At 68.4% G+C, this 14975-nt stretch carries 12 protein-coding genes; 9 read left to right on the forward strand and 3 right to left on the reverse strand.

What is annotated here, in order from left to right:
• The first annotated feature begins 72 nt into the window (after window positions 1–72).
• The 7 genes from carB (at window position 73) to metK (ending at window position 8715) form a co-directional block, all read left to right on the forward strand.
• Entirely contained in the window at window positions 73–3420 is a 3348-nt protein-coding gene (carB, locus tag CYU59_RS22705; protein ID WP_293002947.1) for a carbamoyl-phosphate synthase large subunit, read from the forward strand.
• Between the two features lie 2 nt (window positions 3421–3422).
• Complete coding sequence (gene pyrF / locus CYU59_RS22710) at window positions 3423–4238, forward strand: orotidine-5'-phosphate decarboxylase (RefSeq protein ID WP_293002949.1); 816 nt, start codon at window positions 3423–3425, stop codon at window positions 4236–4238.
• 431 nt (window positions 4239–4669) lie between these two features.
• Complete coding sequence (gene mihF / locus CYU59_RS22715) at window positions 4670–4987, forward strand: integration host factor, actinobacterial type (protein ID WP_003932123.1); 318 nt, start codon at window positions 4670–4672, stop codon at window positions 4985–4987.
• 112 nt (window positions 4988–5099) lie between these two features.
• Window positions 5100–5693 (forward strand): guanylate kinase, encoded by a 594-nt coding sequence (gene gmk / locus CYU59_RS22720; RefSeq protein ID WP_293003072.1) that lies wholly within the window; start codon window positions 5100–5102, stop codon window positions 5691–5693.
• 64 nt (window positions 5694–5757) lie between these two features.
• Window positions 5758–6084, forward strand: a complete 327-nt coding sequence (gene rpoZ / locus CYU59_RS22725) for a DNA-directed RNA polymerase subunit omega (RefSeq protein WP_293003025.1) — start codon at window positions 5758–5760, stop codon at window positions 6082–6084.
• Between the two features lie 69 nt (window positions 6085–6153).
• Window positions 6154–7395, forward strand: coding sequence for a bifunctional phosphopantothenoylcysteine decarboxylase/phosphopantothenate--cysteine ligase CoaBC (coaBC, locus tag CYU59_RS22730; protein WP_293003075.1), 1242 nt, complete (start codon window positions 6154–6156; stop codon window positions 7393–7395).
• Between the two features lie 108 nt (window positions 7396–7503).
• Window positions 7504–8715 (forward strand): methionine adenosyltransferase, encoded by a 1212-nt coding sequence (gene metK / locus CYU59_RS22735; protein ID WP_293003027.1) that lies wholly within the window; start codon window positions 7504–7506, stop codon window positions 8713–8715.
• Between the two features lie 51 nt (window positions 8716–8766).
• Here the strand turns inward: metK and CYU59_RS22740 are convergent, their stop codons facing one another.
• The 3 genes from CYU59_RS22740 to CYU59_RS22750 all read right to left on the reverse strand — a co-directional run bounded on the left by CYU59_RS22740 (window position 8767) and on the right by CYU59_RS22750 (window position 12242).
• Window positions 8767–10254 (reverse strand): NAD(P)/FAD-dependent oxidoreductase, encoded by a 1488-nt coding sequence (locus CYU59_RS22740; RefSeq protein WP_293003030.1) that lies wholly within the window; start codon window positions 10252–10254, stop codon window positions 8767–8769.
• 73 nt (window positions 10255–10327) lie between these two features.
• Window positions 10328–11287 carry an alpha/beta hydrolase gene (locus CYU59_RS22745; RefSeq protein ID WP_293003032.1) on the reverse strand — a complete coding sequence of 320 codons (960 nt, stop codon included), beginning with the start codon at window positions 11285–11287 and terminating at the stop codon, window positions 10328–10330.
• Between the two features lie 4 nt (window positions 11288–11291).
• Complete coding sequence (locus CYU59_RS22750; protein WP_293003033.1) at window positions 11292–12242, reverse strand: alpha/beta hydrolase; 951 nt, start codon at window positions 12240–12242, stop codon at window positions 11292–11294.
• Between CYU59_RS22750 and CYU59_RS22755 the strand changes: the two genes are divergently transcribed.
• Window positions 12241–12972, forward strand: coding sequence for a lysoplasmalogenase (locus CYU59_RS22755; protein WP_293003077.1), 732 nt, complete (start codon window positions 12241–12243; stop codon window positions 12970–12972). The two genes, CYU59_RS22750 and CYU59_RS22755, sit on opposite strands and share 2 nt — an antisense overlap.
• Window positions 12973–13025: 53 nt before the next feature.
• Entirely contained in the window at window positions 13026–14972 is a 1947-nt protein-coding gene (locus CYU59_RS22760; protein WP_293003079.1) for a primosomal protein N', read from the forward strand.
• Window positions 14973–14975 lie beyond the last annotated feature (3 nt).

Genomic DNA, 14975 nt, shown 5'->3' on the forward strand with positions numbered 1-14975 from the left:
GTGTCGGTACACCGACACGCCGTCACAGCTGCACAACGGTGCATGCTCGCGCCCTGATTGGAGAGGCAAGGAATGCCACGGCGGACTGACCTCAAGCACGTCCTGGTGATCGGCTCCGGCCCGATCGTCATCGGGCAGGCGTGCGAATTCGACTACTCCGGAACCCAGGCGTGCCGGGTGTTGCGCGCCGAAGGTCTCGAGGTGAGCCTGGTCAACTCCAACCCGGCGACGATCATGACCGACCCCGAATACGCCGACCACACCTACGTCGAGCCCATCACCGCCGCCTTCGTGGAGAAGGTGATCGTTCAGCAGGCCGAGCGTGGCCACAAGATCGATGCGCTGCTGGCCACCCTGGGTGGACAGACCGCGCTCAACACCGCGGTCGCGCTGTACGAGAACGGCGCATTGGAGCGGCACGGCGTCGAGCTGATCGGCGCCGACTTCAACGCCATCCAGCGCGGCGAGGACCGGCAGATGTTCAAAGACATCGTCGCCAAGGTCGGCGGTGAATCCGCCCGCAGTCGAGTCTGTTTCACCATGGACGAGGTGCGCGAGACAGTCGGTGAACTCGGCCTGCCGGTCGTGGTCCGGCCGTCGTTCACCATGGGCGGGCTGGGTTCGGGTCTGGCGCACACGGCCGAAGAAGTCGACCGGATGGCCGGTGCCGGGCTGGCCGCCTCGCCGAGCGCCAACGTCCTGATCGAGGAATCGATCTACGGCTGGAAGGAATTCGAGCTCGAGCTGATGCGTGACGGCAAAGACAATGTCGTCGTGGTGTGCTCGATCGAGAACGTCGACCCGATGGGCGTGCACACCGGCGACTCGGTGACGGTGGCGCCGGCGATGACGCTCACCGACCGTGAGTACCAGAAGATGCGCGACCTCGGCATCGACATCTTGCGCGAAGTCGGTGTCGACACCGGTGGCTGCAACATCCAGTTCGCGGTCGACCCGCGCGACGGCCGCTTGATCGTCATCGAGATGAACCCACGGGTGTCGCGATCGAGTGCGTTGGCGTCCAAGGCCACCGGCTTCCCGATCGCCAAAATCGCCGCCAAACTGGCGGTCGGCTACACCCTCGACGAGATCCTCAACGACATCACCAAGGAGACCCCGGCCTGCTTCGAACCGACCCTGGACTATGTGGTCGTCAAGGCGCCACGGTTCGCGTTCGAGAAATTCCCCGGCGCCGACGCCACGCTGACCACCACGATGAAATCCGTCGGCGAAGCGATGTCGCTGGGCCGCAACTTCATCGAGGCACTGGGCAAGGTGATGCGGTCGCTGGAGACCAAGCGAACCGGGTTCTGGACCGGACCGGATGACGACGGGACCGCGGAGGACGCGCTGGAGCGGCTGCGGACGCCCACCGATGGCCGGCTCTACGATGTCGAGCTGGCGCTGCGGCTCGGCGCGTCGGTGGACAAGGTGGCCGAGGCCTCCGGGATCGACCCCTGGTTCGTGGCGCAGATCGCCGAGTTGCTGACGTTGCGCGAGGACGTCGCCGGTGCACCCGTCCTTGACGGCGATCTGCTGCGCCGCTGTAAGCACAACGGCCTGTCAGACCGCCAAATCGCCTCGCTGCGACCGGAATTGGCTGGTGAGGATGGCGTGCGCTCGCTGCGGCGCCGGCTCGGCATCCACCCGGTGTACAAGACCGTGGACACCTGCGCCGCGGAGTTCGAGGCCAAGACGCCGTACCACTACAGCTGCTACGAGCTGGATCCCTCCGCGGAGACCGAGGTGGCCCCGCAGACCGACAAGCCCAAGGTGCTGATCCTCGGATCGGGCCCGAACCGCATCGGCCAGGGCATCGAATTCGACTACAGCTGCGTGCATGCCGCGACAACGTTGTCGCAGGCCGGTTTCGAGACCGTGATGGTCAACTGCAACCCGGAGACGGTGTCCACCGACTATGACACCGCGGACCGGCTCTACTTCGAGCCGTTGACGTTCGAGGATGTGCTGGAGGTCTTTCACGCCGAGCAGGTGTCCGGCGAGGGCGGGCCGGGCGTCGTGGGAGTCATCGTGCAACTCGGTGGCCAGACCCCGCTGGGGCTGGCGCAGCGATTGGCCGATCAGGGCGTGCCGATCGTCGGAACCCCGCCCGAGGCCATCGATCTGGCCGAGGACCGTGGCGCCTTCGGTGACCTGTTGTCGGCGGCCGGGCTGCCGGCCCCGCGCTACGGGATGGCCACCACCTTCGCGCAAGCCCGGCGGATCGCCGCCGACATCGGATATCCGGTGCTGGTGCGGCCGTCCTATGTGCTGGGCGGGCGCGGCATGGAGATCGTCTACGACGACGAGACGCTGCAGGGTTATATCGCCCGGGCCACCGAACTCTCACCCGAGCATCCCGTGCTGGTCGACCGTTTCCTCGAGGACGCGATCGAGATCGACGTCGACGCCCTCTGCGACGGCGACGAGGTCTACATCGGCGGCATCATGGAGCACATCGAAGAGGCCGGCATCCACTCCGGCGACTCGGCATGCGCGCTGCCGCCGGTGACGTTGGGCCGCAGCGACATCGAGAAGGTGCGCACAGCCACCGAGGCGATCGCGCATGGCATCGGCGTGGTGGGTTTGCTCAACGTGCAGTACGCGCTCAAGGACGACGTGCTCTACGTGCTGGAAGCCAATCCGCGGGCCAGCCGGACCGTGCCGTTCGTGTCCAAGGCCACCGCCATTCCGCTGGCGAAAGCCTGTGCCCGGATCATGCTGGGCGCCAAGATCTCTGATCTACGCGCCGAAGGACTGTTGGCGCCGTCCGGCGACGGCGGCAACGCGGCGCCGGACGCGCCGATCGCGGTCAAGGAAGCGGTGCTGCCGTTCCACCGTTTCCGTCGCGCCGACGGCTCCGGGGTGGACTCGCTGCTGGGGCCGGAGATGAAGTCGACCGGTGAGGTGATGGGCATCGACCGTGACTTCGGCAGCGCCTTCGCCAAGAGCCAGACCGCGGCCTACGGATCGTTGCCGGTGTCGGGAACGATCTTCGTGTCGGTGGCCAACCGGGACAAACGCTCCCTGGTGTTTCCGGTGAAGCGACTGGCCGATCTGGGGTTCCGGGTACTGGCCACCGAAGGTACCGCGGAAATGCTGCGCCGCAACGGGATTCCCTGCGACGAGGTGCGCAAGCACTTCGAGGAGGCGCAGCCGGGCCGGCCCAAGATGTCCGCCGTGGACGCCATTCGCGCGGGGGAGGTCGACATGGTCTTCAACACTCCGTACGGCAACTCCGGACCGCGTATCGACGGGTATGAAATCCGTTCGGCCGCAGTCGGAGTCAATATCCCGTGCGTCACCACCGTCCAGGGAGTGTCGGCCGCAGTGCAGGGCATCGAAGCGGGGATCCGTGGCGACATCGGTGTCCGCTCGCTGCAGGAGTTGCACAGCACGCTGAATCGCGGCGGCAAGTAGTCATGCCCGGGTTCGGCGCCCGGCTGGCCGACGCGATATCCCGGCGCGGGCCGTTGTGTCTGGGTATCGACCCGCATCCCGAACTGCTGCAGGCGTGGGGTCTGCCGGTCAGCGCCGGCGGCCTGGCCGAGTTCTCCGACATCTGCGTCGCGGCCTACGCCGATTTCGCCGTCGTCAAACCCCAGGTGGCGTTCTTCGAGACCTACGGCGCCGCGGGCTACGCCGTGCTGGAGCGCACCATCGCCGCCTTGCGTGCGGCGGGCGTGCTGGTGCTGGCCGACGCCAAGCGTGGCGACATCGGATCGACCATGGCGGCTTACGCGGCGGCCTGGACCGGCGACTCGCCGCTGTCGTCCGACGCGGTCACCGCCTCGCCGTATCTGGGCTTCGGCTCGTTGCAGCCGCTGCTGGACAGCGCCGCAGCGGGCGGCACCGGGGTGTTCGTCCTGGCGGCGACGTCCAACCCGGAGGGCGCCGGCGTGCAGCGCGCGGAGATCGGCGGCGTCTCGGTGGCGCAGTCGATCGTCGACCACGCCGCCGCCAGCAACCGGGCCCTGGGCTCCGGCACCGTGGGCGTCGTGGTCGGAGCCACCTTGACCGCGGTGCCCGACGTCAGCGGGCTCGACGGCCCGGTCCTGGTACCCGGTGTCGGCTTCCAGGGTGGGCGGCCTGATGCCCTCAGCGGCCTCGGTGGGGCCGTTTCCGGGCAGCTGTTGCCCGCGGTGTCGCGGGAGGTGCTGCGGGACGGTCCGGACGTGGCAGCCGTTCGCGCGGCCGGTGAGCGCATGCGCGACGCGGTGGCTCACCTGGCTCGCTGAACCGGTTGGGGCGATCTACGACACGACGTCGTTCACTTTCGAGCCCCGGTCCAGGTGTGCGGCGACACGCGCGACACGCCGCGACGATCGCGATCCGGCCAGAATTCGCTTTTCGCCCGGTCTCGAGTGGATCGGGCGGTGGGCTTCGCGATCACCCAGCGGCACTGCCTGCTGTGGCAAAAGTGCAGGTGAAAGCAATTTTGCCACGGTGGAGGGGATCGCCCGAGCGCGGTGAAGGCCCGGTCGGCGGACCCTGTGCCGAGCACCCTGGAGGTGCGTTCTCGACGCCATAAGCTGCGTCTTTGTAGCTTCAACCAGGGGGGCGGGTTAGATTTCGTCTGAAGGCGTGGGTACGGTCGTCACCGCTGGCTGGACTACCTGGCCGAGACAAACAAAGATCGATATTTGTTGCTGATTGATACGGAGGAATCGTGGCCCTTCCCCAGTTGACCGACGAGCAGCGCGCGGCAGCGTTGGAGAAGGCTGCCGCCGCACGTCGAGCGCGAGCCGAGCTCAAAGACCGGCTGAAGCGTGGCGGCACCAATCTCAAGCAGGTGCTCAAGGATGCCGAGACCGACGAGGTCTTGGGCAAGATGAAAGTTTCCGCGCTGCTGGAGGCATTGCCGAAGGTGGGCAAGGTCAAGGCGCAGGAAATCATGACCGAGCTGGAAATCGCCCCGACCCGCCGCCTGCGCGGTCTCGGCGACCGTCAGCGCAAGGCCCTGCTGGAAAAGTTCGACTTTTCTTAAGCCCGGCGACGATGCAGGCCGTCAGGCCTGGCCAGGCGTCGGACGGTTGGGTGATTCGACGACCGTCCGCACGGCCTGAGGGAGAGCCGGGCATCTTCCGGGAGAGTCGTTGATCACCGACGGGGGACCGGTCGGCACGGGACGAGTGATCGTGCTGTCCGGTCCGTCCGCGGTGGGCAAGTCAACATTGGTCCGCTGCCTTCGCGAGCGGATACCAGATCTGCATTTCAGCGTTTCGGCGACCACCCGGGCTCCTCGGCCTGGTGAGGTCGACGGCGTCGACTATCACTTCGTGTCGCAGGACCGCTTCCAGGACCTGATCGACAGTGGTTCCCTGCTCGAATGGGCTGAAATTCACGGCGGTCTGCACCGGTCCGGCACGGTGGCCGCCCCGGTCCGTGCGGCGGTGAGCGCCGGGCACCCGGTCCTGATCGAGGTCGACTTGGCCGGCGCCCGCGCGGTCAAACTGGCTATGCCCGAGGCGATCTCCGTGTTCGTCGCCCCGCCCAGCTGGGAGGCGCTGGAGGCCCGGCTGATCGGCCGCGGCACCGAGACACCCGAGGTGATCGAGCGTCGACTGGCCACCGCCCGCACCGAATTGGCGGCTCAGCACGACTTCGACGAAGTGGTCGTGAATCGTCAATTGGAAACAGCGTGCTCAGAATTGGTATCATTGCTGGTCGGACCCGCGCCGCAGACGGCGTGATCTTCCAACCGGACTCGATTCGAGAATTTTCGCAGATCGCTATATGCCGCCAGGAGAATATTTAGTGAGTAGCTCGCAGACCGACGCTTCGTTAGCCGCCGTCCCAGACCAGTTCGACCCGTCAGCCGGTGGGATCGGCGCGTACGACACGCCGCTGGGTATCACCAACCCGCCCATCGACGAGCTGCTGGCGCGGGTATCGAGCAAGTACGCCCTGGTGATCTACGCCGCCAAGCGCGCCCGCCAGATCAACGACTACTACAACCAGCTGGGCGAGGGCATCCTCGAGTATGTCGGCCCGCTGGTCGAGCCGGGCTTGCAGGAGAAGCCGCTGTCGATCGCCATGCGCGAGATCCACAGCGACCTGCTCGAGCACACCGAAGGCGAGTAGCGGGATCGGGGCGGGCCTGCTGTGACCGGCTCAGGGAGCCCGACGGGCGAGCCGACGGACCGTAAGCGGATCGTCGTCGGCGTCGCCGGGGGCATCGCCGCGTACAAGGCCGCCACCGTCGTTCGTCAACTCACCGAGGCCGGCCACCAGGTTCGCGTCATCCCCACCGAGTCCGCGCTGAAATTCGTCGGCGCCGCGACTTTCGAAGCGCTGTCCGGCCAGCCGGTGCAGACCGGGGTGTTCGACAACGTTGCGCAGGTGCCGCACGTCACGATCGGGCAAGCCGCCGACCTCGTCGTCATCGCCCCGGCCACCGCGGACCTGTTGGCCCGGGCCACCCACGGCCGTGCCGACGACCTGCTGACCGCAACGCTGCTGACCGCACGATGTCCGGTGCTGTTCGCCCCGGCCATGCACACCGAGATGTGGCAGCACCCCGCCACCGTCGACAACGTCGCCACGCTCCGCCGCCGCGGTGCGATCGTGCTCGAACCGGCGTCCGGCCGGCTGACGGGGGAGGACAGCGGTGCGGGCCGGCTGCCCGAAGCCGGAGAGATCACCACCTTCGCGAAGCTGCTGTTGGACCGTCACGACGCCATGCCCTACGACCTGGCCGGCGTCAAACTCCTGGTGACCGCCGGTGGCACCCGCGAGCCGATCGACCCCGTCCGCTTCATCGGCAACCGCAGCTCGGGCAAGCAGGGTTATGCGCTGGCCCGGGTCGCCGCCCAGCGCGGCGCTGAAGTCACTTTGATCGCCGGGCACACGGCCGGGCTGATCGACCCGGCCGGCGTCGACGTCGTGCACATCAGCACCGCGCAGCAACTGCGTGACGCGGTGTCCAAACACGCGCCCGACTTCCACGTCCTGGCGATGGCGGCAGCGGTCGCCGATTTCCGCCCCACCCATGTCGCAACCGCGAAGATTAAAAAGGTCGCCTCCGACGACTCGGCGCCGCGAATCGACCTGATTCGCAACGACGACGTGCTCGCGGCGACCGTACAGGCGCGCAGCGCGGGCCAGCTGCCGAACATGCGGGCCATCGTCGGCTTCGCAGCCGAGACCGGCGACGCCAACGGTGACGTGCTGTTTCATGCGCGGGCCAAGTTGCGGCGCAAGGGATGCGACCTTCTGGTCGTCAACGCGGTCGGCGACGGCAAGGCCTTCGAGGTGGACAACAACGACGGCTGGCTGCTGGCGGCCGACGGAACCGAGTCGGCGCTGCAACCCGGGTCGAAGACTTTGATGGCCAGCCGTATCGTTGACGCGATCGCCACGTTCCTGCAGCGGGGTGCCGAGGAAGCCACCTAGACGCGACGCGGCTTCTGATGCGCCACGGATCGGTCGGTAACATGTACCAGCCTGGCGATATAATTTGCCTAACTAACGTTTTTCCACATGCCTTGAAAGGGAGAGAGTGTGAGCGAACAGGGTCGGTTGTTCACCAGCGAATCGGTGACCGAGGGGCATCCAGACAAGATCTGTGACGCGATCAGCGACTCGGTGCTCGACGCGCTGCTGGCCGGAGACCCGCGCTCCCGTGTCGCCGTCGAGACGGCTGTCACGACTGGTCAGGTCCACGTCATCGGTGAGGTCACCACGAACGCCAAAGAGGCGTTCGCCGACATCCCCAACATCGTCCGTCAGCGGATCCTCGACATCGGCTACGACTCGTCCGACAAGGGCTTCGACGGCGAGACCGCCGGCGTCAACATCGGCATCGGCCGCCAGTCGCCCGACATCGCCCAGGGCGTTGACACCGCCCACGAGACGCGCGTCGAAGGTGCAGCCGACCCGCTGGACTCGCAGGGTGCGGGCGACCAGGGCCTGATGTTCGGCTACGCGATCGCGGACACCCCCGAGCTGATGCCCCTGCCGATCGCGCTGGCCCACCGCCTGGCGCGGCGGCTGACCGAGGTACGCAAGGACGGCACGCTGGACTACCTGCGCCCGGACGGCAAGACGCAGGTCACCATCGAGTACGAGGACAACGTCCCGACCCGACTGGACACCGTGGTGATCTCCACCCAGCACGCCGAAGGCATCGACCTGGTCAAGACCCTGGACCCCGATCTCCAGAAGCACGTCATCAAGGCCGTGCTGGCCGAGCTGGCCCACGAGACACTGGACACCTCGTCGACCCGCGTGCTGATCAACCCGACCGGCAAGTTCGTCATCGGCGGCCCGCAGGGTGACGCCGGCCTGACCGGCCGCAAGATCATCGTCGACACCTACGGTGGCTGGGCCCGCCACGGCGGCGGCGCCTTCTCCGGCAAGGACCCGTCAAAGGTGGACCGATCGGCCGCGTACGCGATGCGCTGGGTGGCCAAGAACATCGTCGCCGCCGGCTTGGCGGAGCGGGTCGAGGTCCAGGTTGCCTACGCGATCGGTAAGGCGGCCCCGGTCGGCCTGTTCATCGAGACGTTCGGCACTGCCACCGTCGACCCGGTCAAGATCGAGAAGATCGTGCCCGAGGTGTTCGACCTGCGCCCGGGCGCCATCGTCCGCGACCTGGACCTGCTGCGTCCGATCTACGCGCCGACCGCCGCCTACGGCCACTTCGGTCGCACCGACATCGACCTGCCGTGGGAGCGGCTGGACAAGGTCGAGGACCTCAAGCGCGCCGTCTAGTTTCCTTCGCGAAAGCCCCCGCCACGCTGGTGCGTGCGGGGGCTTTTCGCATCAACTGGTGAAGTTGTAGTCGTCGAGGTCGAAACGCCTACTGCGCCAATACACCTCGAAAGTGTGCGCCGGCCGCAGCGCCACGTCGCCGTTCTTGTCGAAGTAGTAGCTGTTGGCGGCCTGGCAACTGTCCTGCCAGAACACCTGCTTGTGCCGGCGGCGCAACTGCTCGGCAAAGTAGCGGGCGTTGGCCTCCTCGCTGACCTCGACGCGGGTGGCGCCGCGCTGCTGCGCGCGCTGCATGCAGCGCACCATGTGATGGGTCTGCGCCTCGATCAACGCGAAGTACGACGACCCGACGTAGCCGTAGGGGCCCATCGTGGAGAAGAAGTTGGGAAAGCCGGGAATGGTGGTTCCCTCGTAGGCCTGCGCCCGGTTGTCCTCCCAGAAGCGGGTCAGCGACTTACCTCCGCTGCCGGTGACCGCAAAGGTGGGCGTGGTGTCGGCGTCGAAGACGTGAAACCCGGTGGCCAACACCAGCACATCGATCTCGTGGTCGGTGCCGTCGGCGGTGCTCACCGAGGACGGGGTGATCTTGTCGATCGGTTCGGTGACCAGCCGGACGTTGTCGCGGTTGTACATCGACAGGTAGCTGTTGTGGAAGCCGGGACGTTTGCAGCCGATCGCGTAGCTCGGGGTGAGCTTTTTGCGCACTACGGGATCGCGCACCTTACGTCGCAGGTAGGTGCGGCCGAGCAACTCCATCCACCGGGCCAGCGGATAGACCGTGAAATATTGCGCCGGCAGCGGAAAGGTCAGCTCGACGTAGGTCTGGGTGAGCAGCCGTTGCAGGGCGGTGGCGCCGGGCACGCGTAATGCCCAATGCGCCAGCTTGGGCAGCTGCACGTCGAATTTCGGGAAACACCAGATCGGCGTGCGCTGGAAGACGTTGAGCTGCTGGACGATTGGTGCGATCTGCGGGATAAGCTGCACCGCCGAGGCGCCGGTGCCGATCACCGCGACCCGCTTTCCGGTCAGGTCGAGGGAGTGGTCCCAGCGGGCGGTGTGCACGACGGTTCCGCTGAAGGAGTCGACGCCGTCGATGTCGGGCGGCTTGGGCACGGTGAGCACACCACATCCGTTGTAGATGAAGCGTGCGGTGACCTCGCCGCCGGGATCGAGCGCGACCCGCCACAGCGACTGCTCGTCGTCGAACTCGGCGGTGAGCACCTTGGTGCGAAACCGGATCTTCGGCCGGATTCCGTACTTGTCGGTGCAATGCTCGGCATACGCCTTCAGCTCACCGCCGTGTGCGTAGGTCCGCGACCAGTCCGGCCGCCGCTCGAACGAGAACTGATAGGACGCCGACGGAATGTCTACGGCGATACCGGGATAGGTGTTCCAGTACCAGGTGCCGCCGACCTCGTCGCCGGCCTCGACGACCAGGTAGTCGGTGAAGCCCGCCCGGTCGAGCTTGATCGCGGCACCGATGCCGGAGAAGCCCGCGCCGACGATCAGGCAGTGGTAGTCGGGCCGATCATCGTTCACCGAGTACCTCCTTGTTCGGCCACCGCGCCGATATCCGATACCGACGGTACCGCGTTTTCGGCTCGGAATGAAGCTAGTGCAGCGCCGTTCGCAATGCGGCGAGACCGCGATTGGTTGCTTCCGCGGCGGCCGGGATGATCAGCGCGAAGCTGACATAGCCGTGGACCAGGGTGCCCTCGTTGCTCAGCACAGCGGGGGTGCCCGCGGCTGTCAGCAGCTTGGCGTAGAGCGCCGCGTCGTCACGCAACGGATCGTGCTCGGCGCTGCCGATGAACGCCGGTGCGAGCCCGGACAGGTCGGCGGCGTTGCACGGCGCCAGCGTCGCGGGAAGCGACTTCGGGTCGCTGATGTCGAGCCCGGGGACGTACCAGGACAGGAAGGCGTCGATGACGTTGCGGTCCAAGATCGGTGCGTCGGCGTTCTCGGTGAAGGACGGCAGCGACAGGTCGGCGGTGATGGTCGGATACCAGAGCAGCTGGAACACCAGACGCGGTCCGCCCTCGTCGCGGGCCCGCTGGGCCACCACGGCGGCCAGGTTGCCGCCGGCCGAGTCGCCGGCCACGGCGATCCGGGCGGGGTCACCGCCCAGTTCCGCGGCGTGGTCGGTGGTCCACTGCAATGCGGCCCAGCAGTCGTCCAGCCCGGCCGGATACGGGTGCTCGGGAGCCAGCCGATAGTCGACGGAGACCACGATCGCCTCGGCGCCGACCGCGTGGGCGCGCGCGACCGGGTCGTGGGTTTCGAGGTCGCCCAGGGCGAAGCCGCCGCCGTGGTAGAAGACGACGATCGGCAGGTTACCGGGTTCCGACTGCGGCCAGTAGATCCGGACCGGGACGTCGGTGACATCGCCGTGGCCGACCGTGCGGTCCTCGATGCGCAGATCCGGCAGCATCTCCGGCGGCGCCTTCAGCTGCCGCAGCCGCGCCCGGGCGACCTCCACACCGTCAGATGCCTTGAAGGTCATCGGGAATGCGTCGACCAGGGCCTTCAGCGTGGGGTCGATCTCCGGTCGGGTAGTGGTCGGCTCCGTCATGGATTTACCGTACGTGCAGCGCCTCGCGCAGTGCCGCCAGCCCGCGGTCCATCGCCTCGGTGGCTGCGGGGACCACGCCGGCGTAGCCGAGGTAGCCGTGCACCATCGACGTGGCGTTGTGCACCTCGACCGGAACGCCCGCCGCGGCCAATAGCTCTCCGTAGCGCGCCCCGTCGTCGCGCAGCGGATCGTGGCCCGCAACAGCGATATAAGTGGCGGGCAGGTCGGCCAGGTTCTCGGCCCGACCCGGCGCCATGCCGACCGGAGGATCGAACAGGTCGATCCCGCCCGCGTAGTGGCGGCTGAACGCGGCGACGGTTGCGCTGTCCAGCACTGGCGCGTCGGCATTCTCGCTGAACGAGGGCAGCGACGAGTCCCACAGGGTGGCCGGATACCACAAGAGCTGGAACAGAATTGGCGCCCCGCCCTCGTCCCGCGTGCGCTGCGCGACGACCGCCGAGATGTTGCCGCCCGCCGAGTCACCGGCCACCGCGAGCCGACCGGCGTCGGCGCCGATCTCGCCACCGTGCTCGGCGACCCATCGCGTTGCCGCCCAAGCATCGTCGATCGCGGCCGGGTAGGGGTGTTCGGGCGCTAGCCGATAGTCGACCGACACCACCACCGCGGAGGCGCCCACCGCATGCTGGCGCGCGGTCCCGTCGTGAGTGTCGAGATCGCCGGCCACGAAGCCGCCGCCGTGGAAGAACACCACCACTGGTGGAGCGGAGTCATCGGTTGGCGGCCAGTAGATCCGGATGTTGATCGGTCCGGCGGGTCCATCGATGGCGCGGTCTTCGACGCGGAGGTCGGGATGAAAGGCGCGCCGCGGCACATCCCGCAACGTTGCGCGGACCGCCTCGATTCCGTCGTCGGCGGATAACCGGAACGGGACCCTGTCCAGTACCTTCTGCAGGATGGGATCGATCGCGGATCCGGGGTCGTCGACGCTGGGCATGCAGACACCGTACGCACCGCGGGTGGTGCTCGGCGCCTGGGTGGCCGCCGGTTGGGCCGGTATCAGCTACGGCGTTTTCCTGACCATCGTGGCGCTGCGTTCGCCGCCCGGCGCGGAACTGACCGGAGTGTGGGGCGGCCAGCCGGCGTTCAAGGCGTCGATGGCGCTGGTGCTGGTGGTGGCATCGGCCGCGCATCCGGTTGTCCGGGAACGCCGCTGGCTGATGCCGGCGCTGCTGTTCTCGGCGGCCGGCGACGCACTGCTGGCCATGCCGTGGTGGCCGCCGTCCTTCGTGTTGGGCCTGGGCGCATTCCTGTTGGCGCACTTGTGTTTTCTCGGTGCGTTGGTCCCCCTTGCGCGTCGATCGGATCGGCCGCGGGCCCGCGTGATCGGGGTCGGGCTGATCGGTGTGGCGTGCGTGGGTCTGCTGATCTGGTTCTGGCCGCAACTGGGCCGCGACGGAATGACGATTCCCGTCACGGTGTACATGCTGGTGCTGGTCGCGATGGTGTCGGCGGCGCTGCTGGCCCGGCTGCCGACGGTGTTCACCGCGGTCGGCGCGGTGAGCTTCGCCTGGTCGGATTCGATGATCGGGATCAGCCGATTCGTGCTCGGCAGTGAGGCGCTGGCGGTGCCGATCTGGTGGACCTACGCGGCCGCTCAGGTGCTGATCACCGCCGGCTTTTTCTTCGGGCGGACGTCGTCCACCTCTGCTACACCTGGCGAGTGACCACGCGGACCCGGCAGGCCGCCGCTTTCGAACCAGTCGCGCGGGTGTTGCCGATGCTGTCGGTGCCGCACCTTGACCGCGACTTCGACTACCTGGTCTCCGAAGAACAATCCGACGACGCCCAACCCGGTGTCCGGGTGCGGCTGCGTTTCCACGGCCGGCTGGTCGACGGGTTCGTCCTGGAACGCCGCACCGACACCGATCACGTCGGCAAGCTGGCCTGGCTGGACCGGGTGGTGTCGTCCGAGACGGTCCTCACCCCCGAGATCCGTCGGCTGGTCGACGCCGTCGCGGCACGCTACGCCGGAACCCGTCCTGACGTGCTGCGCCTGGCAGTGCCGCCGCGGCACGCCAAGGTGGAGGGTGAAACCTCTACTGCGCCGGTGCTTTCCGCGGTGGGTGATGTCGACCGGGCCGGGTGGGAGGCGTACGGCAGCGGTGGGCAGTTCCTGACAGCACTGGCCGAGACCCGCGCTGCCCGCGCGGTGTGGCAGGCGCTACCCGGAGAGTCGTGGGCCGACCGGTTCGCCGAGGCCGCCGCGCAGACCGTGCAGACCGGTCGCGCGGTGCTGGCGATCGTGCCGGACCAGACCGACGTCGACACGCTCTGGCGGGCCGCGACGCGGCTGCTGGACGAGGCCGGGGTGGTCGCGTTGTCGGCCGGTTTGGGTCCGTCGGCGCGTTATCGGCGCTGGCTCGCCGCGCTGCGCGGCACCGCGCGGATGGTGATCGGCACCCGCAGCGCGGTGTTCGCGCCGGTGAGCGATCTCGGTTTGGTGATGGTGTGGGACGACGGCGACGACACGCTGTCCGAGCCGAGGGCCCCCTACCCGCATGCACGCGAGGTGGCGATGCTGCGGGCGCACCAAATGCATTGCGCCGCAATGATCGGGGGATACGCCCGGACCGCCGAAGCGCAGGCGCTGGTCCGCAGCGGCTGGGCGCACGACCTGGTTGCGGCACGGCCGGTGGTGCGCGCGCGCAGCCCTCGGGTGGTGGCCCTCGACGACGGTGGCTACGCCGAGGAGCGCGATCCCGCGGCGCGCACCGCGCGACTGCCGTCGGTCGCTTTGCGGGCCGCCCGTGCGGCGCTCCAGGAAGGGGCGCCGGTGCTGGTGCAGGTGCCGCGACGCGGTTACGTCCCGTCGCTGGCGTGCGCCAGGTGCCGGGCGGTGGCCCGCTGCCGGCACTGCACCGGCCCGCTGTCGCTGAACGACCGGGACGGATCGGCGCCGGTGTGCCGCTGGTGCGGCCGGGCCGAGGTCGCGCTGCGGTGCGGCTCATGCGGGTCCGACGCGGTGCGCGCGGTCGTGGTGGGTGCCCGCCGAACCGCGGAGGAGCTCGGTCGCGCCTTCGCGGGGACGACGGTGATCACCTCCGCAGGCGAGGCGATGGTCGCCGAGGTCGACGCCCGACCAGCCCTGGTGGTGGCGACGCCCGGTGCCGAACCGCGCGCCGTCGGTGGCTACGGCGCCGCGCTGCTGCTGGACAGCTGGGCGCTGCTGGGCCGCCAGGATCTGCGCGCGGCCGAGGACACCTTGCGCCGATGGATGGCGGCGGCGTCGTTGGTCCGATCCCGCGCGGACGGCGGGGTGGTGACCGTCGTCGCCGAAGCATCGGTGCCGACCGTGCAGGCGCTGATCCGCTGGGATCCCGTCGGCCACGCCGACGCAGAGTTGGCCGCCCGCACCGAGGTCGCACTGCCGCCCAGCGCGCACATGGCCGCCGTCGACGGGGCCGGGGCGGCGGTCGAGACGCTGCTGGCGGAGGTTCGGCTGCCGGACACCGCCGAGCTGCTCGGCCCGGTGCCGCTGCCGCCGGGAGTGCGACGACCACCCGGGATGGCCGCCGACGAGCCGGCCACCCGGATGCTGGTGCGGGTCAGCCGCGATCAGGGCCTGGCGCTGGCCGGGGAGTTGCGCCGCGGTGTCGCGGTGGTCAGCGCACGCCAAACCAGCGACCCGGTCCGGGTGCAGATCGACCCGCTTCACATCGGCTAGCTC

It is taken from the genome of Mycobacterium sp. (assembly GCF_002863225.1).
GTDB lineage: Bacteria > Actinomycetota > Actinomycetes > Mycobacteriales > Mycobacteriaceae > Mycobacterium.